Genomic DNA, 24158 nt, shown 5'->3' with positions numbered 1-24158 from the left:
AAGGCCGGGGAACGCGGAGGGTCAGGGGACCCGGAAGGCTCAGGGGAGGGTCGCCAGGTGGGGCTTGACGGTCCTGGAGAAGTTCCAGCCGTTGCTCGCGTCCCAGTTGATCGACCAGGTCATCGCGCCCCGGATGCCGGGGTAGGCGCGCGGCGGCGTGAACCGGCCGCAGTCCGTCCGGGTTGCCAGGCAGGTCAGCGCCTGATTGACCACGGACGGGGGGACGATCCCGCCGCCGGCCGCGCCGGGCCCGGCGGGCAGGCCGAGCGCCACCTGGTCGGGGCGCAGGCCGTTCTCCAGCTGGATGCAGGCCAGCGCGGTCAGGAAGTCGACCGAGCCCTGGCCGTAGGCGGCCATCCGGTCGCAGCCGAGCATCGAGCCGGAGTTGTAGTACTGGGTGTGGACGACGGTGAGGATGTCCTTGATGCTCAGCGCGAGCTTGAAGTACTCGGCGCCGGTGGACTGCATGTCGATGGTCTGCGGGGCCATGGTGATGATCAGGCCGGGACCGGTCCTGGCGTGCAGGGCGCGCAGCGCCTGGGCCATGTAGGTGGCGTTGAGGCCGTTCTCCAGGTCGATGTCCACGCCGTCGAAGCCGTACTCCCGGATCAGGCCGTGGACGCTGTCGGCGAACTCCGCCGCGGCGGCGGCGGAGGCCACCTGGACGCGGCCCTTCTCCCCGCCGACGGAGAGGATGACCTTCTGCCCGCGCGACTGGAGGGTCTTGACGTCGGCCCTGAACTGGGCGTCGGTGTAGCCGCCGAGGGAGGCCGACAGGCCCGGGTCGACGCCGAAGACGACCTCGCCGGGGGTGCCGGTGGCCTCGCCGAAGGAGACCGCGACCACGTCGTAGTCGGTGGGCACCGCGGACAGCCGCAGCTCGACGGCGGCGTTGTCGAAGTTGTGCCAGTAGCCGGTGAGGAAGTGCTTCGGCAGCGGGCCGGTGGTGCAGCCGGTGGTGGTGGCGGTGGCCTCGGCGCCGGCGGACTCCCCGGCGGCGTTGTAGGCCTTGACGGTGTAGGTGTGCGTCTCGCAGTCGCCCAGGCCGGTGATCGTGGCGCCGGTCCCGGTGACGGTGGCCTTCACCGCGGAGCCCTCGTAGACGCGGTAGCCGGTCACCGTCCCCGAGGACGCGCCCCAGCTCAGCGAGATGCTCTTCGCGCCGCCGGTCGCGCTCGGCGTGCCGGGCCGGCCGGGCAGGTCGGGGTCGGTCGGGCCGCCGCCGTCGTCTCCGCCGCAGTCGGCGCCGTTGACCTTGCAGTTCGCCGGTAGGGCCGCTGCCCCGCCGGGCGAGCCGATGAAGCCGAAGCTCACCGTGGCACCGGGGGCGAGGGCGCCGTTCCAGCCGACGTTGGTGAAGGTGAAGTGCTGCCCGCCGCGGGTGAGCGCGGCGTCCCAGAAGGAGCTGACGGCGGTCCCGGCGGGGAGGTCGAACTCGACCTTCCACGAGCTGATCGCGGACCCGGTCCCGTTCTTGATCGTGTACCTGCCCTCGAATCCGGAGCCCCAGTCCGCGGTCTTGGTGAAGGTCGCGGTGACGGAGGCGGCCTGGGCGGGTGGCGCGGCCACCGTGCCCAGCAGGAGCGCCGCCAGCGCGACGGCGGATCGGGCGATGACGCGGAATCTCACGTTGACCTCGATGATTCGGTGCTTCGGGGGGTGGCCGTACGGCGCGCCCCGCCCGGGACTCCCGGCGAGGGCGGGAGGGGCGGGGAGCGCCGTACGGCGGGGAGGGCCCGTCCCGCCGCGCAGGAGGGCGGGAGGAGCCGTGGTCCGGCGGACGGCCCGCGGGATCGGTCGCGGCCGCCGCCCGCGGATGACGGGAAGGCCTTTCCGCCCTTGTCAGGACAGGCGGGACGGTAGGGGTCTTCCCGGGTTCCCCGCCCGGCCGGGGCGGGGAGGGCGGCGGATCCGCTCCCGGGGGAGGTGGAGCGGGGGTCGCCTCCGATGAGAGCGTTGCCGCAGGTCTACGGGGTTCACGGGGGGCGCGAACGAGTCATTCCGACTCCATTCGATCCTTCTTTTAGGAAAGTTTCCTAAGAGTTGCCGCGATCGTAGCCTTGACACCCGGGGTTCACAAGACCCAAAAGCCGCGCCTGGCGGGACGCTCCGGGCGCACCGCCCGGCAGCGCCCGCCGGGCGGCCGGCGGCGCCCGCCGGGGCGGCCCCCCGGCGGCCTGCCGGACCTCGGGGGCGGTCGGCGGGGGCGGCCTCGCCGGCAGCCTGCCGGATGAGGGACACTACGGGGCGAGTACGGTGATACCGGATCCGCTTTGTCCCCTGGAGTCCGCTCATGTTCTTCGGCATCACCGACATCTGGACCTATGTCGCCGGTGCGTTCCTCATCATCCTGCTGCCCGGCCCCAACTCCCTCTACGTCCTGACCACGGCCGCCCGGCGCGGAGTGCGGCAGGGCTACCGGGGTGCGGCGGGCGTGTTCGTCGGCGACTCGGTGCTGATGATCCTCTCGGCCGCCGGGGCCGCCTCGGTGCTGAAGGCGCACCCGCTGCTGTTCGCCGCCGTGAAGTACGCCGGCGCGGCCTACCTCGCCTGGATGGGCCTGCAGATGCTGCGCGGGTCTTGGCGGTCGTGGCGCGCCCCGCAGGCGGCCCTGGCGCGGGAGACCGCCGAGAGCGTGGCGGAGAGCGCGGCCGGGGAGGCCGACCCGTTCCGCAGGGCGCTCGTCGTGAGCCTGCTGAACCCGAAGGCGATCCTCTTCTTCATCTCCTTCTTCATCCAGTTCGTGGATCCCGCCTACCCGGCACCCGCCGTGTCGTTCCTGGTCCTGGGCACGATCGTGCAGATCTTCAGCATGCTCTACCTGAGCTCGCTGATCTTCGGCGGCACCTACCTGGCCGCGCAGTTCCGGCGGCGGCGCAGGCTGGCCGCGCTCCTCACCGCCTGCGCGGGCACGCTGTTCGTCGGCTTCGGCGCGCGGCTGGCCACGGCGTCGCTCGGCTGACGCCGGCCCCGGCCATCTCCCCGTCCCCGGCTATCTCCCCGCCCTTGGCGCGGGACCTCCGCCCTCCGCGGGTACGTTCCAGCGCGGGACCGGACCGGCCGCCGGATTCCGGCCATGGCACCCCCGCGGCTCGGGTACCGTGAGCGCCGACCGACGGAGTAACGCTTTCGTAAACAAAGGCAATATTCCCGGTATGTCTGATCAAGGCCTGCCGGGGTAGGCGCCGGTTCCCGGTGCCGGTCGTACCGCCGTCCTGGAGTCCCATGAGCCACCAAGCCGTCACCCTGCCCCGCCTCACCGCGCTGGCCCGCCAGGCCGTACCGCGCCTGCTGGAGGGCGTCGTCGCCCCCCTCGCGGTCTTCTACACCGCCTTCGCCCTCCTCGGTGAGCTGGGCGGCATGCTCGCGGTGATGACCTGGGTCTACGTGGGAGTGGGCTGGCGGCTCGTCCGGCGCACGCCGGTGCCCGCGACGATGTACCTCGCCGCCCTGGCGATCACGCTCCGCACCGTGATCAGCCTCTGGCTCGACGAGCCGATGTACTTCTTCCTCCAGCCGGAGCTGGGCACGATCTGCATCAGCATGGTCTTCCTCGCCTCGGTACGGCTGCGCCGCCCGATGGTGGAGAAGCTCACCCTCGACTACGTCCACCTGCCCGCGGTGGTGCTCGGGCACGAGCGGGTCCGCCGGTTCTTCGCCCGGATCACCCTGCTGTGGGCGTTCGTCCTGCTGGCCAACTCCACGGTGAGCATCTGGCTGCTGCTCCACAACTCCATCGGCGGCTACCTGCTGATCCGCACCGCCGCCGTCGCCGTCATCACCGGCGTGGCCGCCGTCTTCTCCGTCGGCGCCTTCCTTCGGGTCATCCGCCGCCTGCAGCACGAGCCCGCCCCGTCCGCCTGACGCTCAGCCGGACGCCCCGTCCTGCGCCGCCCCCGCCTGGCGGGACTCCTCCAGCAGCCCCGCCTCGTAGGCGCGGATGGCGGCCTGCACCCGGTTGCGCGCGCCCAGCCGGGTGAGGATCGCGCTGACGTGCGCCTTGACCGTGCCCTCCACCAGGTGGAGCCGGCGGGCGATCTGCGCGTTGGACAGACCCGCGCCGAGCAGGGCGAGCACCTCGCGCTCGCGCGGGGTGAGCACGGCGACCCGGTCGCGGGCCGCCGCCGCGCGGGCCATCCGGTCGCCGGCCAGCTCGGTGATGACCCGGCGGGCGACCCGGGGGGACAGGTAGGCCGCGCCCTCCGCGGCGGCGCGGATCCCGGCCAGCAGCTCGCGCGGGTCCCCGGACTTGAGCAGGAAGCCGGCCGCGCCCTCCGCCAGCGCCCGGGCGATGTACCCGTCCTCGCCGAAGGTGGTCAGCATCAGCACGGCCGTCCCCGGTACGGCCCGGCGCAGCTCCGCCAGGGCCGCGAGGCCGTCCAGCCGCGGCATCCGGATGTCGAGCAGGACCACGTCCGGGCGGTGGGCGAGCGCCCCCTCGACCGCCTCCCGGCCGTCGCCCGCCTCGGCGACCACCTCGATCTCCGGGTCGGCGGCCAGGATGGCCCGCACCCCCGCCCTGATCATCGCCTCGTCGTCGGCCAGCAGCACGCGGATCATCGTGCTCCCTTCTCGGAATCCTGCGGGCCCGGCGGCTCCCCGGCCGGATCCGGCTCCCCGGCCGGATCCGTCCCCGACCGCGCCGCCCCCTCCGCCCGCTCCGCCCGCTCCGCGGGGAAACGCGCCGCGACCAGGAAGCCGCCCGCGCGGGGAGCCGCCTCGAACGTGCCGCCCGCCAGCCGTACCCGCTCGCGCAGTCCCATCAGGCCGAGGCCGCCGCCGGGCGGCGGCCCGGCGGGTGCCTGCCGGGGGGCGGGGTTGCCGACGGTCAGCCGGATCTCGCCGCCGGAGGCGGCCACCTCGACCGTGACCGGGGCGCCGGGCGCGTGCTTGGCGGCATTGGTCAGCGCCTCCTGGACGATCCGGCAGGCCGTGTGGTCACGGAGCCCGTCCGGGCCGCGCAGCTCCACCTCCATGCCCGAGGCCCGCGCCCGCTCCACGATCCCGGCGACGCTCTCCGCCGGGGCGAGCGGCGCCTCGCCGTCCTCGCGCAGGACTCCGATCACCCGGCGCAGGCGTTCGGTGGTGTCGGCGGCGGCGGCCCGCAGCTCCCCCGCGGCCCTGCGGTGCCGCTCCTCCAGGTCGGGTGCCAGCTCCAGGGCTGCGGCGCGCAGCGCGATCAGCGCCAGGTCGTGGCCGATCGAGTCGTGCATGTCCTGGGCGATCCGGTTGCGCTCGCGGAGCCGGACCTGACCGGTCACCAGGCGCCGTTCCCGGTCGTGCGCCTCGGCGCGCTGGCGCAGCAGCAGGCCGACCGACCAAGGCAGGACCGCGCTGAACAGCACACCGGACAGGGCGGGGAACCAGAACCCGGGAACCGAGGGGTCGGGCTCCGGTCCGCAGGAGACGGCCAGGGCGCACAGGACTCCCGTGCCCACGATCACGGTGTAGGCCAGCGCGGCGGGGCGGGCGCGGGACGTCCGGCGGCCGAGCCGGTGGCTGAGGAACGCGATCGCGAGGGTGAACCCGTTCAGCGGGCCCAGCTTCACCGACTCGCCGGTCCACGAGAGCTGGACGGTGGCCACCCCGTACCCGAGGTCCAGCGAGCCCGCGGCCAGGACCACCAGCGCCGCGGCGAGCGGGGCCCGGCGGCGGGCGAGCACCGCGGCCGCCAGGATCACCGCGCCCGCCGAGACCCCCCGCGCCCAGCCGTCCGAGCCCTCCCACCAGGCGATGAACGGCGGGGACGCGAGCAGCGGAGCGCACAGGACCGCCCAGAGCAGCGAATCCCGCAGAGCGGGCCGGGAGATCATCACCCTGCGACGCTACAGGCCCGCCGCATCCGGCCTCCTCCGCCTGGAGTGCCGTCCCGCCCCTGACGAAAGTCAGGGGCGGGCGCGGCCGTTGGTGCGATGCCCGCGAACCGGCACAATCCGTACGGTCGACCCGGCGGCTCTCCCGGAGAACCCGGGACGCCTCCGCCCGAACCGGGGATCCCCCCGATCGACGGCGGGCGCGCGGGCCGTCAGTGTGTCCCGGTGGCACCCTCGCGGCGCCCCCGGCGCCCCCGGTGCCCCGGTGCCCCCGCAGCGAGCCCGCAGCGCGCCCGCGGCGGCCCCGGAGCGCCCGGGTGGTGCTCGGACAGTGCTCGGGCGGTGCTCGGGCGGTGCTCGGGCGGCGCCCCGGCGGATCCCTGGACCGCCGGAAGATCCCTAGACCGATGGAGACCCGCAGTGACCCAAGCCATCCTCGACGCCCTCGAACAGGCGATGTCCTCGCCCTGGATCTATCTCGCGCTGTTCGCGCTGGCGGTGCTCGACGGGTTCTTCCCCATCGTGCCCGCCGAGACCTCGGTCATCACGGCCGGAGTGTTCGCCGCGTCCACCGGCGCGCCGGACGTGGCCCTGGTGATCGCGGTCGCGGCGCTGGGCGCCTTCGCCGGCGACCACGTCTCCTACGTCATCGGCCGCACCGCCAACGGCAGGCTCCGGGGCGGCAGGCGGACGGGCAGGGCGTTCGCCTGGGCGGAGCGGGCGCTGGCCGAGCGGGGCGGGCTCGTCCTGGTGGTGGCCCGCTACATCCCCGGCGGCCGGACGGCCTGCACGCTGACGATGGGCGCGGTCGCCTACCCCCGCCGCTCCTTCGCCTTCTTCGACGCGGTCGCGGCCTGCTCCTGGGCCGTGTACTCGGCTCTGATCGGCTACGTGGGCGGCGCCGCCTTCGAGCACGACCCGCTCAAGGGCCTGCTCCTCGGCCTGGGCATCGCCGTGACGATCACCGTGGTCGTCGAGGTGGCCCGCCACCTGCGCAGGCGCCGGATCCCCGTCCTGCCCGAGCGCGATCTCGAGCCCGCCGAGCTGGCCGTCGACTGACGCCCCGCGGCCCGTCCCCCAGGCGGATCTCAGGGATCTCTCCCAGAAGTCAGGGTGATCCCCCATGGATCCGGCCGTCCCGGCGCGGGACGCTGCCGATGGTTCACCGGAAATCCCCGTCCGGACGCCTCCGCGAGGCGTCGCGGTCATCTCGCCATGCCTTGATCTGCTCTGGGAGGAGTGCGCATGACTGTGCTCGCGGCAGGCCTGGCTCTGGTGGGGTCGCTGTTCTTCGCGCTCGGCGCCGCCCTGCAGCAGTTCGAGGCGGAAGGCGCGGCGGGGCCGTCCCTCACCCGTCTGCTGCGCCGGCCCCGGTGGCTGCTCGGCGGCCTGGCGATCGGCGTGGGCACGGCCCTGCACATCGCCGCGCTCCGGTACGGCCCGCTCACCGTGGTCCAGCCGATGGGCGTGGCCAGTCTCCTGTTCGCCCTGCCCTGCGCGGCGGCGCTGCGGCGCCGCAGGCCCCGGGTGGGGGAGCTGGCCTCGGCCGCCGTGATCGCGGCGGGGCTCGCCGGCCTGGTCCTGGTGGTGCCCGAGCACACCGGGGCGCCGTCCCTCGGCACCGGGCAGGCGGTGGCCCTGCTCGCCGGGGCGGCGGCGGCCGCCCTGCTGCTGCGGGCCGCCGCCGGGCGGGTCTCCCCCGCCGGGCGGGCGGTGCTGCTGGCGACGGGGGCGGGCGTGCTCTACGGCGCGACCGCCACCCTCGCCCGGGTGCTGGCCGCCGGCGGCGTGGAACTCTGGCTCCTGCTCGCCACCCCGGTGCCCGCGCTGTTCGCCGTGGTCCTGCTGCAGCGCGCCTACGCCGTCGGCCACTTCGGCGTGGCCTTCGCCGCCCTGCAGGTGGCCGACCCGCTCACCGCCGTCGCGTTCGGCGCCCTGCTGCTCGGCGAGCCGCTGCCCACCGGTGCGGCGAGCACGCTCACCGCCCTGGCCGCGGCCGGCCTCACCGCCGCCGGGACCGTCGCCCTGGCCCGGACCACCCCGCTCTCCCCCGTCCCCGGCTCGGCCGCCCGATGAACACCGCCCGATGAGCACCTCCCGACGAGCACCGACCGCCGCACACCTCCCGACGAGCACCGACCGATGACCCGCTCCCGATGAGCACCGACCGATGACCCGCTCCCGTCCGCGTCCGGCCCGACCACCTGACGAACACCGTCCGATGAACGGAGTCCCCATGGCCGTGTCCAGCCCCGTGTCCAGCCCCGTGTCCAGCCCCGCGCCCGTCCTCACGCCCGTCCCCGTCCCGCCCTCCGCTCCGGCGATCTCCCCCGCGCCCGCGGCCGCGGCCGGATCCGCGGCCACCCGGCCGTGCCGGGTCCTGATCGCGACCGACACCTATCCGCCGGACGTGAACGGAGCCTCCTACTTCACCCACCGGCTGGCGGCGGGCCTGGCCCGGCGCGGCAACGACGTGCACGTGGTCTGCGCCTCGGAGACCGGCCCCGCCAGGACCGAGCACGCGGACGGGGTGACGGTGCACCGGCTCCGCTCGGCCCCGCTGCTGGTCCACCCGACCATGCGGATCTCGGTCCCGGCCAGGCTCGACCGGCTGGTCAGCGCGGTCGGCCCCGACGTCGTCCACGTCCAGGGGCACTTCGTGGTCGGCCGCGCCGCGATCTCGGCCGCCCGGCGGGCGGGCGTCCCGGTGGTCGCGACCAACCACTTCATGCCCGACAACCTCTTCCAGTTCGCGCACGTCCCCGGACCGCTCCGCGCGCGGGCGGGCGACCTCGCCTGGCGGGACTTCAACCGGGTCTTCTCCCGGGCCGACCGGATCACCACGCCGACCCCCATCGCCGCGGAGCTCCTGGCCCGCAAGGGCTTCGCCCGGCCCGTCGAGCCGGTCTCGTGCGGCATCGACCTCGGCCGGTTCCGGCCGCGCGCCGAGCCCCGCAGGTGGGCGCGGAAGGCGCTGGACCTGCCCGACCGCCCGACCGTGCTGTTCGTCGGGCGGCTGGACGAGGAGAAGCGGCTGGACGAGCTCGTCCGCGCGCTGCCGTACGTGCTCAACGGGACCGACACCCAGCTCGTGCTGGCCGGCACCGGCGGGCAGCGGGCGGCGCTGGAGAGGCTGGCCGGGCGCATCGGCGTCGGCGGCCACGTGACCTTCCTGGGGTTCGTCCCGGACGGGATGCTGGCCGACGCCTACGCCGCCGCCGACGTCTTCGCCATGCCGGGCGTCGCGGAGCTGCAGAGCATCGCCACGCTGGAGGCCATGGCCGCCGGCCTGCCGGTGGTCGCCGCCGACGCGATGGCCCTGCCCCACCTGGTGCGCCCCGGCGAGAACGGCCACCTGTACCGGCCCGGCGACGTCCGGGGGCTGGCCCGCCACCTGACCGCGCTGCTCGGCTCCGCCGAGCTGCGGGCCGTCCTGGGCGCGGCGAGCCGCGCCGTCGCCCTGGCCCACGACCACGAGGCCTCCCTGGCCCGCTTCGAGGAGATCTACCGGGAGGTGGCGCCATGATCCGCCCGGAGCACGAGGGGCACGGGGAGACCGGGGAGACCGGGGAGTCCTGGAAACACGAGGAGCCCAGGGAACACGAGGAGCCCAGGAAGTCCGGGGGGGTCCGGGCCCCGGGGAGCCCCGAGGAGGCGGGAGAGGCGGTGTGGCGCCGGCTCGGCCGGGGCGGGGCCGTGCTCTCCGCGGCGGCGACGGCCTGCGCGCACCTGGCCGCGGGCGGCGCCGTGGACCCGCTGACCGGCCTGGTCAGCGAGTACGCGCTGGTGGACGCCACGGCCTGGGCACTGGTCGGCGGCACGCTGGCGCTGGCGTCGGGCTGCCTGTGGACCGCCTACGGCCTGACCCGGACGGACCCGGTGCGCAGCGCGGCCGCCCGGGTGCTGCTGGTGGCCGCCGCGCTCGGCCTGCTGCTGACCGCGGTGTTCCCCACCGATCCCGCGCCGGGCGTCGTCTCGGCCGCCGGGGAGATCCACCGCTGGTCGGCGGCCGTGGTGTTCACCGCGCTGCCCGGTGCGGGACTGCTCCTCGGCCACCGGTACGGCGCGGCCTCGCTGCGGGCGGTGAGCGGGGCGGCGGTGGCGCTGCTGGTCGTGTTCCTGTCCGCGCACCCGGGGTCGCCGGTCGCGGACCTGATCGGCGGGCCCGGCTACTACGGCCTGGTCGAACGGCTGCTGCTGCTGGCCGAGATGGCGCTGGTCTTCCTGGCCGCCGGGCACGCGGGCGGCCGGCCCGTCCCGGTCGGCTCCTCCTCACGCGTCCCTCTCACACCCGTAGGAAAACCACAAACCATCGGCCAATAAATAGGGTCGATCACACTAGGAGCGGGCGGTTTTACCTACGCTAACGTAGGTTACGGTTCCGTAAACCACGAGGGGGAAGCCCAGATGCGAGAGTTCAGTCAGACCGAGCTGCTGCTTGAGCTTGAGCCCGTCGTCGCCGGCGAGCTGGACCGGCACCTCGCCGTCGCCAAGGAGTGGTTCCCGCACGAGTACGTCCCCTGGTCGCAGGGGCGCGACTTCGACGGCGTGCTCGGCGGCGAGGCCTGGTCCGAGAGCGACTCGACCATCCCCGAGGACGCGCGCGTCTCCCTCATCGTGAACCTCCTGACCGAGGACAACCTCCCCAGCTACCACCACGAGATCGCCACCACCTTCGGGCGCGACGCCGCCTGGGGCACCTGGGTGCACCGCTGGACCGCCGAGGAGGACCGCCACGGCACCGCCCTGCGCGACTATCTGACGGTCACCCGGGCGGTCGACCCGGTCGCGCTGGAGCGGGCCCGGATGGTCCACATGGAGGCGGGCTTCAGCAACGCCTACGAGGGCGTGCTGCACTCCCTGGCGTACGTCTCGTTCCAGGAGCTGGCCACCCGCATCTCCCACCGCAACACCGGCAAGGCCTCCAAGGACCCGAACTGCGAGCGCCTGCTCGCCAAGATCGCGGCCGACGAGAACCTCCACATGCTCTTCTACCGGAACCTGCTGGCCGCGGCGCTGGAGCTCACCCCGGACCAGACCATGCGCGCCATCACCGACGTGGTCACCACCTTCCAGATGCCCGGGACCGGCATCGAGGGCTTCACCCGCAAGGCCATGATCATCGCCAACGCCGGGATCTACGACCTGCGCCTGCACCTCGACGACGTGCTCATGCCGGTCCTGCGGCAGTGGCGCGTCTTCGACCTGGAGGGTCTCGGCGCCGAGGGCGAGAAGGCCCGCGACGAGCTCGCCGACTTCCTCAGCCGGACCGAGGTCACCGCCTCCCGCTTCGTCGAGCGCCGGGAGGCGCGGCGCGCCGCCCAGGCGGCCCGCGCCTGACCCGTCCCGGCGTACGGCCCCGCCCTGCCGGATCGCGGCAGGGCGGGGCCGTACGCCGTCCGGACCACCTGCCCCCGCCCCGCCGCCCCGCCGTCGCGCGGCCGCGGCCGTACCGTCAGGACACCGTGGCCAGCTCCCGGACGGGGGCGGCGGAGACCGCGGGCGCCAGGCGGCGCAGGAAGAGCACCAGCAGCAGGGCGGCCAGGCCGGTGGTGACCGGCGGGACCAGGAACGCCGAGCCGGCGCCGAGCCGGTCCACCAGCTGGCCGGCCAGCGCGGCGCCGGTGGCGATGCCCAGCCCGGTCGCGCCGTTGAGCCAGCTGAACGCCTCGGTCCGCACCTCGGTGGGGACCAGCTGCTCGACCAGGGTGTAGCCGGTGATCACCGCGGGGGCGATGACGAGCCCGGCCAGGGCCGCCGTGCCGTACAGCGCGGGGATCGAACCGGCGAAGGACAGCGCGACCGTCGCCGCGGAGAGCAGGCCGACGGCGACCGCCAGCCGGTGCGAGGTCCGCACCCGCCACTGGACGAGGCCGTACACGATGCCGCCGACCATGCTGGCCCCGGAGAACGTCCCGTAGACGGCTCCCGCCGCTCCGGCCTGGCCGAGGGCGGCCGTCGAGGACGTGATGCCGACCTGGAGGCTGCCGAAGACGGTGCCGATGGCGACGAACGCCGCCGCGAGCAGGGCCACGCCGCGCATCCGCAGCACACCGTGCCCACCGCGCGCCACGACCGGCGCCGGCTCGGGGACGCCGCGGCGGACCGCGGAGAACCCCAGCGTGCCGGCCACCACCATGACCAGGGCCGCGGTCAGGGCCCAGACCGGCGAGAAGCCGGTGGACAGCGCCACCAGCAGCACCGGGGCGACGGTGAAGGTCAGCTCGTCGGTGATCGACTCCAGGGCGAAGGCCGTGCTCAGCCGGTCCGGGGAGCCTCCGAGCAGGTGCGCCCAGCGGGTGCGGACCATGGAGCCGATCTGCGGCATCGAGCCGCCGGCCAGCGTCGCGACGGCCACCAGCACCGGGGCCGGGGCGTGCCCGGCGGCCAGCGCCAGCAGGCCGCCCAGCGCCAGGCCGTGCGCCAGGACCTGCGGGACGAGCACCTTCGCCTGGCCGTACCGGTCGGCGAGCCGGCCGGTCTGCGGGCCGATCAGCGCCTGCGCCACCGCGGCGGCGGCGGAGGCGACGCCCGCCGCGCCGTACGAGCCGGTGGACCACTCCACGAGCAGGAGGATGCCGATCTGCAGCATGGCGTACGGCAGGCGGGCGAGGAGGGCGGGGGCGAGGAACCGCCAGGCTCCGGGAGAGGCGAGCACGGCGAGGTAGGACTTCACGTTGCGTCTCCGTCGAGATTCCAGACGGAGACGCCGCCCGGTTCCTTCGGGAGCGCCACCGTCGTGGTGGGCTTCGACCGAGGTAGATACCGCCCCTTTCAGATAGGCGGCCGCCGGGCGGTCATGACACGCATGCGCTCAGAACGCATACGGATGCCATGTTATGGCACGGATGGCTGTTTCCTTGCATTCCCGGGGCCCCGCTCCCCGGTGGCACCCCGGCCGCTCCCGTCACCCTCCCGCTCTTGCGCGTCCCCTTTCCGGCCCGCTTTATTTCATCACTTGTTGATTTACTGCCGGGGGCGGGCCTATGGTGAGTGCGAGGAGGCGCGCGCCATGGAGACTCCGCTGGTCCTGAGCTTCGAGGAGATCGACGCCGGGATGCTGCCGCTCGTCGGCGGCAAGGCCGCCAACCTCGGCGTGCTCACCGCCGCCGGGTTCCCCGTCCCGCCCGGCGTCTGCCTCACCACCGAGGCCTACCGGAGGGTCACCGAGCGCTCCGGGCCGCTGGAGGCGGCGCTCGACGCGCTGGAGGCGGCCTCCCCCGCCGACACCGGGAGCCTGGCCGCCCTGGCCGCGACCGCCCGCGCCGCCGTGCTGCGGGCCCCGGTACCGGACGACGTCGCCGAGGCCGTACGGCGCAGCGCGCACGGCCCCGTCGCGGTCCGCTCCTCCGCCACCGCCGAGGACCTGCCCGACGCCAGCTTCGCCGGGCAGCAGGACACCTACCTGAACGTCGTCGGCCCGGACGCCGTGCTGGACGCGGTCCGGCGCTGCTGGGCCTCCCTGTGGACCGACCGGGCCGTGGCCTACCGCGCCGGGCGCGGGATCGGCCCCCGGTCCGTCCGGCCGGCCGTCGTCGTCCAGGAGATGGTGCGGTCCGAGGTCGCCGGGGTGATGTTCACCGCCGACCCGGTCACCGGGCGGCGGCGCACGGCGGTGATCGACGCCGCCCCCGGGCTCGGCGAGGCGGTGGTCTCCGGCGCGGTCGACCCCGACCGCTTCACCGTGGACCTCGCGAGCGGGCGGATCACCGGGCGGCGGCCGGGCGATGGGACGGCGGGCGGGCTCTGCCTCACCGACGGGCAGGTCAGGACCCTGGCCGAGCTGGGCGGCCGGGTCGAGGAGCACTACGGGGCGCCGCAGGACATCGAGTGGGCCGTCGACGCGGAAGGCGTCCTCTGGCTGACCCAGGCGCGCCCGGTCACGACCCTCTACCCGGTCCCCCGCAGCGGGCACGGCGGGCCGCCCGAAGGGACGCGGATCTACTTCTGCGGCAGCCTCGCCCAGGGTCTCCACCAGCCGGTCACCCCCATGGGCATGTCGGTGTTCCGGCTGATGTCGTCCTCCTTCGACCGGCTGATGAACGACCGGCGGACGGCCGATCCGGCGGCCGGGGCGCCGTTCTTCGCCGAGGCCGGCGGGCGGCTCTTCCTCGACGTCACCGGGATCGTGCGCAGCCGGGCGGGCCGGGCGCTCTTCCCCCGGGTGCTCGACGTGATGGAGGCCCGCTCGGCCGTGGTCCTGCGCGCGCTGGCCGCCGACCCCCGCTTCGGCGTGACCCGGCGCTCGCTGCGCCCCACCGCCCGCCGGCTGCTGCGGATCGGGCGCCGCTACCGGGTCCCGGCGCGCGCGCTGCGGGCGCTGCTCGATCCGGAGAGCGCGCACCGGCACGCCCGGCGGGTGGAGGCGGGGCTGAGGTCGCGGCTGGCCTCCCCGCCGGACGTCTCCCCGCCGCACACCTCCCGGCCGGACACGTCCCCGCCGCACGCCACACCGCCGGACGTCTCCCCGCCGGACGTCTCCCCGCTGCGCCGCCTCGACCGCGCCGAGCGGATCCTGCTCGACGAGACGTTCCCGCTCGTCCCGCAGGTGGCGCCGGGCGCGGGAGCCGGTTTCGCCATGCTCGGCCTGGCCGCGCGCCTGCTGGGCGACCGCGCCCGCCCCGGTGACCTGCCGACCGTGCTGCGCGGCCTGCCGGGCAACGTGACCACCGAGATGGACCTGGCCCTGTGGCGCCTGGCCGCCCGGATCCGCGAGGACGCCGCGGCCGCCTCCCTGCTGCTGGGCACGCCCGCCCCCGACCTCGCCGCGCGCTTCGCGGCCGGAGCGCTGCCCGCCGTGGTCCAGGAGGGCCTGCGGGGGTTCCTGGACGCGTACGGCGTGCGCGCGGTCGCCGAGATCGACCTGGGCGTGCCGCGCTGGGCGGAGGACCCGGCGCACGTCGTCGGCGTGCTCGCCAACTACCTGCGGCTGGACGACCCGGCCCTGGCCCCGGATACGCAGTTCGCCCGGGGCGCGGCCGAGGCCGGGGCGATGGTGGAGACCCTGGCGGCCCGCGCGGGCGGGTTGCGGGGCCGCCTGGTGCGCTTCGCCCTCGGCCGCGCCCGCGCCCTGGCGGGGCTGCGCGAGTTCCCCAAGTTCCTGGTGGTGACGTCGATCGCCGCGGCCCGTGCCGAGCTGGCCGCCGTCGGCGCCGAGCTGGCCGGCCGCGGCCTGCTGGACTCCCCCGGTGACGTCTTCCTCCTGACCCTGCCGGAGGTGCGCGCCGCGCTGACCGGTGCTCCCGGTGACGCCTCCTCCGGACCGGTCGCCCCGGCCGGACCCGGCGCTCCGGTCAGGACGGGCCCCCCGCCCGGACCCGGCGCTCCGGACGGGCCCGGCGCCCTGCGCGCGCTCGTCACCGCGCGGCGCGAGGAGCACGCCCGCGAGCGGCGGCGCCGGCACGTGCCGCGGATCGTCCTGTCGGACGGCACCGAGCCCGAGGCGGTCGCCGGTCCGGCCGCCGCCCCGGACGGCGCGCTGACCGGCGTCCCGGCCTCGGCGGGCGGCGTCACCGGCGTCGCCCGGGTGGTCCTCGACCCGGTCGGGGCGCGTCTGGAGCCCGGCGAGATCCTGGTCTGCCCGTCCACCGACCCGGGCTGGACCCCGCTGTTCCTGACCGCGGGCGGCCTGGTGATGGAGATGGGCGGGGCCAACTCGCACGGCGCGGTGGTCGCCCGCGAGTACGGCATCCCGGCGGTCGTGGGCGTCGCCCGTGCCACCGAGCGCATCGTGTCCGGCCAGGAGATCACCGTGGACGGCGCCTCCGGCACGGTCCTCGTCTCCCCGGCGCCCGCCGCCTCCTGAGCGGCGGTCCCGCGGCGGCCCGGAGACCCGGGCCCGCACGGCGTCTCCCTCCTCCGGTTGACCTCGACAATGGTTGAGGTTCAAGACTGTCCTCGACGGAACGAAGACCCGGAGAGGGGAGCGGCACATGCGCGTGGTGGAGGCGAAGGCGTTCGGAGGGCCCGAGGTGCTGGCCGTGCACGAGGCGCCCGACCCGGTCGCCGGGCCGGGTCAGGTCGTGGTGGACGTGGCCGTGGTGGACACCCTGTTCCTCGAGACGCAGATCAGGAGCGGCGCGGGCGGCGAGTACTTCGGCGTGCGCCCGCCGTACGTGCCGGGCGGCGGGATCGCCGGACGGGTGGCCGCCGTCGGGGAGGGCGTGGACCCCGGCTGGTCCGGGCGGCGCGTCGTCACCCGGACCGGGGTGGAGGGCGGCTACGCCGAGCGGGCGGCGGTCCCGGCCGAGACGCTGGTCGAGGTGCCCGACGGAGTGGACCTGCGCGAGGCGGCGGCGCTCGCGCACGACGGCGTCACCGCGCTGGGCCTGTTCGAGGCGGCCCGCGTCCGGCCGGGGGAACGGGTGCTGGTGACCGGGGCGAGCGGCGGCATGGGCGTGCTGCTGGTGCAACTGGCGCACGCGGCGGGCGCGTGGGTCGCCGGCACCGCCCGCGGCGCGCGGAAGACGGAGACGGTCCGGGGGCTCGGCGCCGACGCCGTGCTGGACCCCTCCGCGCCCGGCTGGGCGGAGCGGGTGCGCGAACTGACCGGCGGCGCCGGAGCCGACGTCGTCTTCGACGGGGTCGGCGGGCGGATCGGCCGGGAGGCGTTCGGGGTGACGGCCCGCGGCGGCCGGTTCTCCGCACACGGTTCGCCCACCGGGAGCTTCGCCGAGATCACCCCGGAGGAGGCGGCGGGGCGGGGGGTGGGCCTGCGCGGCATCCGGGACGTGCAGTTCCCGCCCGCCGAGGCGCGGCGGCTGACCGGACGGGCGCTGGCCGAGGCGGCGGCCGGGCGGCTCCGGCCGGTCGTCGGGCGGACCTTCCCGCTGGAGCGGGCCGCCGACGCGCACGCCGCGATCGAGGCACGCGACGTCGTCGGAAAGACCCTGCTGGTGGTCTGAGCCCGTCCCGCACGCGGGGCCGGGGCGGGTTCCGGAACCGCCCGGCCCCGGAGTCCGCCCCGCCCGGCCCCGGGGGAGGGGGGACGGGACCCGGCGGCCGCACGGAAACGACCGCCGGTCGACGGGTCCTGGGCGGGCGGGCGCGGCGGGGGCATGATGACGGCATGCCGTACGCCGATGTCTTCGCCCGCAGCATCGCCGACCCCGAAGGCTTCTGGGGGCAGGCCGCCGAGGCCGTCGCCTGGAGCGTCCCGCCCAAGAGGGTGCTGGACGACACCGCCGCGCCGTTCTACCGGTGGTTCCCCGACGGGGAGCTGAACACCTGTTTCAACGCGCTCGACCGGCACGTCGCGGCCGGGCACGGCGACCGGGTCGCGCTGGTGCACGACAGCCCCGTCACCGGGACGTGCCGGAAGATCACCTACGCCGAGCTGCTGACCATGGTCGCCCGCTTCGCCGGGGTCCTGCGGGACCTGGGCGTGGCCAGGGGCGACCGGGTCGTGATCTACATGCCGATGGTGCCCGAGGCGGTGGTCGCCATGCTGGCCTGCGCCCGGCTGGGCGCGGTGCACTCGGTGGTCTTCGGCGGCTTCGCCCCCAAGGAGCTGGCCGCCCGCATCGACGACGCGCGGCCCAAGGTCGTCGTCTCGGCCTCCTGCGGGATCGAGCCCTCCCGCGTCGTGCCGTACAAGCCGATGCTGGACGCGGCGCTGGAGCTGGCCGGGCACCGGCCGGAGCGCTGCGTGATCCTCCAACGCGAGCAGGCCCGGGCCGGGCTGGTCGCGGGCCGGGACGTCGAGTGGGGCGCGGTCAACGCCGAACCGGCCCCGTGCGCGCCGGTCCGGGCCACCGACCCGCTCTACGTCCTCTACACCAGCGGGACCACCGGCCGGCCCAAGGGCGTGGTCCGCGACAACGGCGGGCACGCGGTGGCGCTGCTGTGGAGCATGGAGAACGTGTACGGCGTGCGGCCGGGCGAGGTGTTCTGGGCGGCCTCCGACGTCGGCTGGGTGGTCGGCCACTCCTACATCGTCTACGGCCCGCTGCTGCTCGGCGCGACGACCGTGCTGTACGAGGGCAAGCCGGTGGGCACGCCGGACGCGGGCGCGTTCTGGCGGGTGGTCGCCGGGCACGGGGTGAACGTGCTGTTCACCGCCCCCACCGCGTTCCGGGCGATCCGGCGGGAGGACCCGGACGCGCGGCATCTGGCCGCCCACGACGTCTCGTCGCTGCGCACGCTCTTCCTGGCCGGGGAGCGGCTGGACCCGGACACCTACCACTGGGCGGCGGAGAAGCTCGGCGTGCCGGTGATCGACAACTGGTGGCAGACCGAGACCGGCTGGCCCGTCGCGGCGAACCTGCGCGGGCTGGAGCCGATGCCGGTCAAGCCCGGCTCCCCCACCGTGCCCGTGCCCGGCTACGACGTGCGGGTGCTCCGCCCGGACGGGTCGGAGTGCGGCCCCGGCGAGGAGGGCGCGATCTGCATCCGGCTCCCGCTCCCGCCCGGCGCGTTCCCCACCCTCTGGCAGGACGACGAGCGGTACGTGAAGTCCTATCTGTCGGCCTTCCCCGGCCACTACCTGACCGGTGACGGCGGCTACCGGGACGAGGACGGCTACCTGTACGTCATGGGCCGCACCGACGACGTGATCAACGTGGCCGGGCACCGGCTCTCGACCGGCGCGATGGAGGCGGTGCTGGCCGCCCACCCGGCGGTGGCGGAGTGCGCGGTGATCGGGGTGGCCGACGAGCTGAAGGGCCAGGTCCCGCGCGGCTTCGTGGTCCTCAAGAGCGGGGTGGAGGCCGACCCGGAGGCGCTGCGGGCCGAGCTGGTCCGGGCGGTCCGCGACCAGGTGGGGGCGGTGGCGGCGCTCAAGCAGGTGGACGTGGTCCCGGCGCTGCCGAAGACCCGCTCGGGCAAGATCCTGCGCAAGACCATGCGGGGCATGGCCGAGGGCGCCGACGAGCCGGTGCCCTCGACGATCGAGGACCCGGCCGTGCTGGAGGCCCTCCGCCCGATCGTCGCCCCGCCCCCGCGGCCGTGACGGCCTGCCCGGCGCCCGCCGGGACCGGTCCGTGACACGTCCCGGCCGATCCCGGAGGGCCACCGGTCCCATCCGGCCGGCATGGTGAGGGACCCGCGGGCCGGGTGGGACCGGTGGCCCGGCATCCGGGGCCGGTCGTCCCTCGGCCGCGGGTCCATCGGCCGTACCGCCCCGGTCCGCCGGAACGGAGACTCGAGGTGGGTGGACGTTCCGTCCGCGACAGCCCGGACGGGACACGGCCGCCCCGCGTTCCGGTGAACGCGTCCCGACCGGAGAAGAGGAGCGAACATGCCTCGCCAGATCGCCATGTCATTCCAGGCGCCGTCCACGATCGAGCTCGAGGTCCGCGTCCTCGACCTGGAGGCCCGGGTCGCCTACCTCACCAAGCTCGTCGAGACCCTGTCCCGCGAGCACGAGGACGCACGGTCCTGACCCGGGGACCGCGCGGGCGCGGCCGGTCAGGAGGGGAAGTCCTCGCGGTGCAGGCGGCGTAGCGCGAGGGCCAGCTGGAGGCGGAGCCGTCCCCTGGGGTCGCGCACCGTCCACCCGAGAAGGTGCTCGGCGTGCGCGAGCCGGTCCTGCAGGGTCGAGTGGTGCACCGTGAGCCGGGCCGCGGCGGCGCGCAGGCTCGGCTCGTAGGCGACGGCGTACAGGGTCGTGAGCGTCCAGGGCGCTCCGGCCCCGGCGCGTTCGAGCGCGCGCACGTCCGGCGCGGGCGCGGTGCCCGGCCCGACGGCCGCCGCGAGGACCGCCAGCCCGCCCAGCTCGTCCGCGTGGACCACCCGCGGCCCCGGGTCCTGCGGGGTCCCCTCGGCCGCCAGCCGCAGTGCCGTACGGGCGAGCGCCCAGGAACGGGGCAGGTCCGCCGCGTCCACCGCCGGACCCACCCCCGCCCGGACCCCTTCCGGGACCGCGTCGCCGGCGGGGCCGACTCTCGCCGCGCCGCCCTCCAGCGCGACGGCCCGGACGGGGACGCCGCCGGGCAGGCCGAGCTCGCGGGCGGCCCGGGCCCGGGCAGCCGCCGGCGCACAGGCGTCGAGCACCAGCTCGACCAGGGCGGGATCCTCCCGGGGCGGGCGGAGCGGGGCGCGCCCGCGGGTGCGGTCCAGCACCCCGCGGGCCGCGGCGGCGGCCCGCTCCAGCGCCATCGCCCCGACCGGTCCCGCCGGTGGCGGGCGCTCCAGCCAGAGCACGGCCTGCCCGCCGGGCAGCGCGGTGCGGGGCCAGGCCGGATCGGGCGGCGGCCCGGCGTCCGCCCGGCGGCCGTCGGGGAGCACGCGGACGTGGACGCCGCGGCCGGGGTCGGACAGACCGGCCGGGCAGCCCGCCAGGACGGCGGCGCCGCGGACGATCGCCTCCAGCCCGGCCCGGGCCTCCACCAGCCGGTCGAAGTAGGCGATGACGTGCACCGCGGCACCGGCGTCCGGGTCGAGCGCCGACAGCCGCCCGAGGAGGTCCTCCATCACGTGCTCCCGGCCGGCTACGCGTCCAGGAGGCGGTGGAGCCAGCGCAGGCGGGCGGCGCGGGCGTCCTGGGAGATGGCCGCCTGCGGGGCCATGAGGTCGAAGCCGTGGAACCCTCCCGGCCACACGTGCAGCTCGGCGCTGCCCCCGGCCTGCCAGATCCGGCTCGCGTACGCCACGTCCTCGTCGCGGAAGGTCTCGGCCGAGCCGACGTCGATGAACGCGGGCGGCAGCCCGGACAGGTCGGCGGCGCGGGCCGGGGCCGCGTAGGGGGAGACGTCCGGGCCGCCGCGGGCCTCGCCGAGCAGGGCGGTCCAGCCGGTCTCGTTCGCGGTCCGGTCCCAGACGCCGAGCCCGGCCATCTGGTGCGTCGACGGGGTGTCGTTGCGGTCGTCGAGCATCGGGCACATCAGCAGCTGCCCGGCCAGGGCGGGGCCGCCGCGGTCGCGGGCCAGCAGCGCCAGCGCGGCGGCCAGCCCGCCGCCCGCGCTGGCTCCGCCGACGACGACGCGGCCGGGGTCGATGCCCAGCTCGCCGGCGTGGGCGACGGTCCACACCAGGCCCGCGTAGCAGTCCTCGACGGGGGCGGGGTGCGGGTGCTCGGGCGCCAGGCGGTACTCCACCGACACGACCGCGAGCCGGAGCTCCTGCGCCAGGTCGAGCACGCCGTCGATCCCGGCGCGGTTGTCGCCCAGGATCATCCCGCCGCCGTGGGTGTGGTAGATCGCGGCGAGCGGGGCGGTCGCGCCCGCCGGGCGGCAGACGAGCAGGGAGACGTCGGGCGCGCCGGCCGGCCCGGGCACCGCCCGCTCCTCCACCTGGAAGGCGCCGCCGCGGCTGAGCGCCTCGTCCGTCACGGTCAGGGCGTTCGCCTGCGCCTGGCGGAGCAGCGGGACCATGTCCGGGGTCAGCGACGGCGGCACGGACTCGCCCAGCACGGCGAGGGCGGCGGCCAGCTCGGGGTCGAAGGGCGGCGGGGTGGCGGCGGAGGGGAGGGTCTGGCTCATGGGACTCCCATATCGTCAGCGTTGCCGGGGTCCGGCGGGTCCGTACCCACCATCGTGAGAAACGCGGCGGCGATCCAGCGCCATGCGGCGGACACTACCCGCCACTCGGCGGGTGCGGTGAACGGGGTCCCCCGAACGCGCCGCTCCGGCGCCGGGCCCTTCGCGGCCCGCCCCGCCCGCCGGGGCGGACGCCTCCGCGGTCACCGGGGCGGAGGCGTCCGGCCGTTCAGAAGAGGCGGACGACCGTTCAGAAGAGGCGGACGACCGTTCAGAAGAGGCGGACGACCGTTCAGAAGAGGCGGACGGCCGTTCAGAAGGGGCGGACGCCAGAAGGGGCGGACGTACGGCACCCGCCGGCGGGGCACCGGGGCCGGCGGCCCGCCCTCGGGACACGGAGGGCGCCGTCTGAGCGACAGCGACGGCAGGCCTGGTGGCTACCGGTACCGCCACCTTCTCCGTTGTCCGGGCGGGCTCCCCGCCGGAGTCGTCGCTCCGGGGTCGGCCCCTCGGTCCCCGCCTCAGCGGGTGTCACCTACATGGTCGCCCGCGGCCTCCCGCCCGGCGTAGGGTCCTTGGGCCCTGTCCCGCGGGACCTCCGTCCCGGCCTCCCGCCGCGCCCGCCGGGGCTCCCGGTAGGCCCGCTGCGCCCCCTGGGGCGCCCGGTAGGCCCACTGCCAGAGCGACTCCAGCGGGCCCCGCTCGAAGCGGCGCAGCCAGAGCGCGGCCAGCACGGTGAACAGGGCGCAGATGCCCGCCCAGGCGGCCACCGTCCACCAGGGGCGCAGGGAGTCCAGGCGCGCGGCCAGCCCGAGCCCCCAGCCGTAGCAGAGCGCCGAGGCCACCAGGTTCTGCAGCACGTAGCAGCTCAGCGCGGTCCGGCCGACGCCCGTCACGCCGCGCCGCAGCGGTCCCGGCGTCCCGGACATGCGCTGCACGACGGTGGTGACCAGGGCGAGCAGCCCTAGGGCGACCAGCGGCGGCAGCAGGTAGCGGTCCACCAGGAACCAGGCGTCCCCGGCGAAGGCGGTCAGCAGGTTCAGTGGCGCGCCCACGCCGAACCCGAGGACCATGAGCCGGGTGCGGAGCACGGCGCCCCGGGCGGAGTCCTCGAACACCCCGGCGCGCATCAGCTGCGAGCCGAGCAGGAACAGCACGATGCCCATCGGGACGATGAGCACCGCCTCCAGCCGGTAGAGGAGGAAGGAGTCGAGGCGGGCGGCCACCTGGTCGGCGTAGCTCCCCTGGGTGAACAGCGTGCCCGGCGTCCGCGCCGCCCCGGCCGCGCCGGCCGGCTCGCCCTCCACCGTCATCAGAGCGGCGGTGAGCAGGGCGATCACCGCGGTGAGCACCGCCGCCTGCACGGCGATCCACGCCCGGACGGCGCGGTCGCTCCGGCCCACCAGGTAGGCGACGACGACCGAGGTCACCGCGTAGCCCATCAGCACGTCGAACTCGAAGACCAGCAGGTAGTGGAGGAATCCCTCGGCCAGCAGCAGCGCCGCCCGCCACAGGTACCAGCCGGGCCAGCGCGCTCCCCGGCGCCGCGCCGAGCGGTACTGCAGCTCCAGCCCGACCCCGAACAGCAGGGTGAGCAGGGCCAGGAACTTGCCGTTGGTCAGGAAGCGCAGCAGGGTCTCCAGGGTCCCCGGCTGCTCCAGCGCGTCCAGGACGCCCGCCGGGCCCGCGGGACCGGTGAAGATCCAGATGTTGGTGCCGAGCGTGCCCATGATGGCGATGCCGCGGAGCACGTCGAGCGCGTCGATGCGTCGGTTCGTCACACTGCGACGATCCCGCCGGAAGCGGCGCGGGACATCGTCGGGCGGACCCATCCGGGCCGTACACCGATGGATGTACGGCCCTGCGACCCGCGCCGGATCCGCCGGAAGCGGCGGAAGGCGATCAGAGATGCTCGGCGAGGAAGGAGGCGACGGCCTCGACGGCCTGGGTGACGTACGGCTCGCCGTCGTACAGGTCGATGTGGAGCCGGGCGTCCAGCCAGACGAGCTTCTTGGGCCCGTCCATGCGCTTGTAGGCCTCCTCGGCCCCCTCCGGCGAGCAGAACCGGTCGACGACGCCGTGCACGACGATCCCGGGCTTGGGACCGAGGAAGTCGGCGCCGGTCATGTTGTCCATGGTGATCAGCTCCCGGATCGACGCCCGGGTGACCTCGTTGCGCCAGTGCGGCGAGGCCGACCGCCCGGTGCCGTAGTAGGCGAACGGCTCGTCGCCCGGCATCGCCGCCTCGCCCTCGGCCGCGACGGCGGGCAGGTACTCCACCGGCCCGCCGAGGTCCTGGCGCTCCAGCACCTCGGTGTGGGAGGCCAGCGCCCGCTGGTAGCCGTCCGGGGTCATCCCGGCGAGCATCGCGTACGGGTTGTTGTAGGCCCCGGCCACCCCGGCGAAGGCCCGTACCCGGGGGTCGAAGGCGGCGAACTTCAGCGCGTAGCCCGCGCCCAGGCAGATGCCGACCGCGCCGATCCGGCCGCCGTCCGCCTCGGGCCGGGCGCGCAGCAGGGAGACGGCGGCCCGCAGGTCGCGCAGTTTGCCCTGGGGATCCTCGTCGCGGCGGGGGCTCCCGCCGGACTCGCCCCAGGTGCGGTGGTCGAACGCCAGCGTCACGTATCCCGCCTCGGCCAGCCGGGCGGCGTAGTGCCCGGTGACCTGGTCGCGGGTGCCGGTGAACGGCCCGGTGAGGACCAGTGCCGGGTGCGGCCCGGTCCCCTCCGGGACGCGCAGGTCGCCGACGAGCGTGATGCCGTCGGCCGTGAACTCCACCCTCTCGGTCATCTGCCAAGTGTGTACGGCCCGCACCCGGAACGCGAGCCCTGAACGGGCCCCGGCCGGAACCGGACCGCCGTGCGGAGCCCTCCGGCACTCCCGGCCCCGGCACCCCGGCGACCACGACGCCCCGCCGGGAGCGCCGTAC

General features: G+C 75.8%; 19 protein-coding genes. 11 read left to right on the top strand and 8 right to left on the bottom strand.

Annotated elements, in window-relative coordinates:
- Window positions 1-39: 39 nt before the first annotated feature.
- Complete coding sequence (locus ACFOWE_RS04900) at window positions 40-1629, bottom strand: chitinase (protein ID WP_377285661.1); 1590 nt, start codon at window positions 1627-1629, stop codon at window positions 40-42.
- A gap of 664 nt (window positions 1630-2293) precedes the next feature.
- On the opposite strand from ACFOWE_RS04900, the gene leuE reads away from it, so the two are divergent.
- A complete protein-coding gene (gene leuE / locus ACFOWE_RS04895) occupies window positions 2294-2962 on the top strand; it encodes a leucine efflux protein LeuE (protein ID WP_377285660.1) in 669 nt (222 codons plus the stop codon).
- Window positions 2963-3225: 263 nt separating this feature from the next.
- The gene (locus tag ACFOWE_RS04890) at window positions 3226-3864 is read left to right on the top strand and encodes a VC0807 family protein (RefSeq protein ID WP_377285658.1); all 639 of its coding nucleotides are present in this window, start codon (window positions 3226-3228) and stop codon (window positions 3862-3864) included.
- Between the two features lie 3 nt (window positions 3865-3867).
- On the opposite strand, the gene ACFOWE_RS04885 is transcribed toward ACFOWE_RS04890, so the two are convergent.
- Window positions 3868-4560 (bottom strand): response regulator, encoded by a 693-nt coding sequence (locus tag ACFOWE_RS04885; protein ID WP_377285657.1) that lies wholly within the window; start codon window positions 4558-4560, stop codon window positions 3868-3870.
- Window positions 4557-5813 (bottom strand): sensor histidine kinase, encoded by a 1257-nt coding sequence (locus tag ACFOWE_RS04880; RefSeq protein WP_377285689.1) that lies wholly within the window; start codon window positions 5811-5813, stop codon window positions 4557-4559. Before ACFOWE_RS04880 ends, ACFOWE_RS04885 begins: the two co-directional genes overlap by 4 nt.
- A gap of 420 nt (window positions 5814-6233) precedes the next feature.
- Here ACFOWE_RS04880 and ACFOWE_RS04875 point away from each other — a divergent pair, with 420 nt between their 5' ends.
- From ACFOWE_RS04875 to ACFOWE_RS04855, 5 genes are all read left to right on the top strand, one after another.
- Window positions 6234-6872, top strand: coding sequence for a DedA family protein (locus ACFOWE_RS04875; RefSeq protein WP_377285656.1), 639 nt, complete (start codon window positions 6234-6236; stop codon window positions 6870-6872).
- Between the two features lie 186 nt (window positions 6873-7058).
- The gene (locus ACFOWE_RS04870; RefSeq protein WP_377285655.1) at window positions 7059-7889 is read left to right on the top strand and encodes a DMT family transporter; all 831 of its coding nucleotides are present in this window, start codon (window positions 7059-7061) and stop codon (window positions 7887-7889) included.
- 160 nt (window positions 7890-8049) lie between these two features.
- The gene (locus tag ACFOWE_RS04865; protein ID WP_377285654.1) at window positions 8050-9339 is read left to right on the top strand and encodes a glycosyltransferase; all 1290 of its coding nucleotides are present in this window, start codon (window positions 8050-8052) and stop codon (window positions 9337-9339) included.
- Entirely contained in the window at window positions 9336-10136 is an 801-nt protein-coding gene (locus tag ACFOWE_RS04860) for a DUF998 domain-containing protein (protein WP_377285653.1), read from the top strand. The genes ACFOWE_RS04865 and ACFOWE_RS04860 overlap by 4 nt, the downstream gene beginning before the upstream one ends.
- 84 nt (window positions 10137-10220) lie before the next feature.
- On the top strand, window positions 10221-11153 hold the full coding sequence (locus tag ACFOWE_RS04855) for an acyl-ACP desaturase (RefSeq protein ID WP_377285652.1): 933 nt from the start codon (window positions 10221-10223) through the stop codon (window positions 11151-11153).
- Window positions 11154-11268: 115 nt separating this feature from the next.
- Here the strand turns inward: ACFOWE_RS04855 and ACFOWE_RS04850 are convergent, their stop codons facing one another.
- Window positions 11269-12489: an MFS transporter gene (locus tag ACFOWE_RS04850; RefSeq protein ID WP_377285650.1), complete on the bottom strand. Its 1221-nt coding sequence runs from the start codon at window positions 12487-12489 to the stop codon at window positions 11269-11271.
- Window positions 12490-12825: 336 nt separating this feature from the next.
- Between ACFOWE_RS04850 and ACFOWE_RS04845 the strand changes: the two genes are divergently transcribed.
- From ACFOWE_RS04845 to ACFOWE_RS04830, 4 genes are all read left to right on the top strand, one after another.
- A complete protein-coding gene (locus ACFOWE_RS04845) occupies window positions 12826-15618 on the top strand; it encodes a PEP/pyruvate-binding domain-containing protein (protein ID WP_377285648.1) in 2793 nt (930 codons plus the stop codon).
- A 127-nt stretch (window positions 15619-15745) separates the two neighbouring features.
- Window positions 15746-16717 carry a zinc-binding dehydrogenase gene (locus ACFOWE_RS04840; protein ID WP_377285647.1) on the top strand — a complete coding sequence of 324 codons (972 nt, stop codon included), beginning with the start codon at window positions 15746-15748 and terminating at the stop codon, window positions 16715-16717.
- A 164-nt stretch (window positions 16718-16881) separates the two neighbouring features.
- Complete coding sequence (locus ACFOWE_RS04835) at window positions 16882-18762, top strand: propionyl-CoA synthetase (protein WP_377285646.1); 1881 nt, start codon at window positions 16882-16884, stop codon at window positions 18760-18762.
- A gap of 288 nt (window positions 18763-19050) precedes the next feature.
- Window positions 19051-19194 (top strand): hypothetical protein, encoded by a 144-nt coding sequence (locus ACFOWE_RS04830; RefSeq protein WP_377285645.1) that lies wholly within the window; start codon window positions 19051-19053, stop codon window positions 19192-19194.
- A gap of 26 nt (window positions 19195-19220) precedes the next feature.
- On the opposite strand, the gene ACFOWE_RS04825 is transcribed toward ACFOWE_RS04830, so the two are convergent.
- The 4 genes from ACFOWE_RS04825 to ACFOWE_RS04810 all read right to left on the bottom strand — a co-directional run bounded on the left by ACFOWE_RS04825 (window position 19221) and on the right by ACFOWE_RS04810 (window position 24019).
- Entirely contained in the window at window positions 19221-20225 is a 1005-nt protein-coding gene (locus tag ACFOWE_RS04825; RefSeq protein WP_377285643.1) for a helix-turn-helix domain-containing protein, read from the bottom strand.
- 17 nt (window positions 20226-20242) lie between these two features.
- Window positions 20243-21232 carry an alpha/beta hydrolase gene (locus ACFOWE_RS04820; protein WP_377285641.1) on the bottom strand — a complete coding sequence of 330 codons (990 nt, stop codon included), beginning with the start codon at window positions 21230-21232 and terminating at the stop codon, window positions 20243-20245.
- A 518-nt stretch (window positions 21233-21750) separates the two neighbouring features.
- Window positions 21751-23010, bottom strand: coding sequence for a DUF418 domain-containing protein (locus ACFOWE_RS04815; protein WP_377285640.1), 1260 nt, complete (start codon window positions 23008-23010; stop codon window positions 21751-21753).
- 121 nt (window positions 23011-23131) lie between these two features.
- A complete protein-coding gene (locus tag ACFOWE_RS04810) occupies window positions 23132-24019 on the bottom strand; it encodes an alpha/beta hydrolase (protein WP_377285639.1) in 888 nt (295 codons plus the stop codon).
- Window positions 24020-24158 lie beyond the last annotated feature (139 nt).

Source organism: Planomonospora corallina, from assembly GCF_042650625.1.
Taxonomy (GTDB): Bacteria; Actinomycetota; Actinomycetes; order Streptosporangiales; family Streptosporangiaceae; genus Planomonospora_B; species Planomonospora_B corallina.
This window is presented reverse-complemented; position numbering and strand designations above follow the sequence as displayed.

Bases quoted from the DNA above. Each gene is read 5' to 3' on its own strand.
- ACFOWE_RS04885 (WP_377285657.1), bottom strand. From the start codon at position 4,560: ATGATCCGCGTGCTGCTGGCCGACGACGAGGCGATGATCAGGGCGGGG.
- ACFOWE_RS04810 (WP_377285639.1), bottom strand. From the start codon at position 24,019: ATGACCGAGAGGGTGGAGTTCACGGCCGACGGCATCACGCTCGTCGGC.
- ACFOWE_RS04855 (WP_377285652.1), top strand. From the start codon at position 10,221: ATGCGAGAGTTCAGTCAGACCGAGCTGCTGCTTGAGCTTGAGCCCGTC.
- ACFOWE_RS04880 (WP_377285689.1), bottom strand. From the start codon at position 5,813: ATGATCTCCCGGCCCGCTCTGCGGGATTCGCTGCTCTGGGCGGTCCTG.
- leuE (WP_377285660.1), top strand. From the start codon at position 2,294: ATGTTCTTCGGCATCACCGACATCTGGACCTATGTCGCCGGTGCGTTC.
- ACFOWE_RS04860 (WP_377285653.1), top strand. From the start codon at position 9,336: ATGATCCGCCCGGAGCACGAGGGGCACGGGGAGACCGGGGAGACCGGG.
- ACFOWE_RS04830 (WP_377285645.1), top strand. From the start codon at position 19,051: ATGCCTCGCCAGATCGCCATGTCATTCCAGGCGCCGTCCACGATCGAG.
- ACFOWE_RS04825 (WP_377285643.1), bottom strand. From the start codon at position 20,225: ATGGAGGACCTCCTCGGGCGGCTGTCGGCGCTCGACCCGGACGCCGGT.
- ACFOWE_RS04890 (WP_377285658.1), top strand. From the start codon at position 3,226: ATGAGCCACCAAGCCGTCACCCTGCCCCGCCTCACCGCGCTGGCCCGC.
- ACFOWE_RS04865 (WP_377285654.1), top strand. From the start codon at position 8,050: ATGGCCGTGTCCAGCCCCGTGTCCAGCCCCGTGTCCAGCCCCGCGCCC.
- ACFOWE_RS04820 (WP_377285641.1), bottom strand. From the start codon at position 21,232: ATGAGCCAGACCCTCCCCTCCGCCGCCACCCCGCCGCCCTTCGACCCC.
- ACFOWE_RS04845 (WP_377285648.1), top strand. From the start codon at position 12,826: ATGGAGACTCCGCTGGTCCTGAGCTTCGAGGAGATCGACGCCGGGATG.
- ACFOWE_RS04870 (WP_377285655.1), top strand. From the start codon at position 7,059: ATGACTGTGCTCGCGGCAGGCCTGGCTCTGGTGGGGTCGCTGTTCTTC.
- ACFOWE_RS04835 (WP_377285646.1), top strand. From the start codon at position 16,882: ATGCCGTACGCCGATGTCTTCGCCCGCAGCATCGCCGACCCCGAAGGC.
- ACFOWE_RS04840 (WP_377285647.1), top strand. From the start codon at position 15,746: ATGCGCGTGGTGGAGGCGAAGGCGTTCGGAGGGCCCGAGGTGCTGGCC.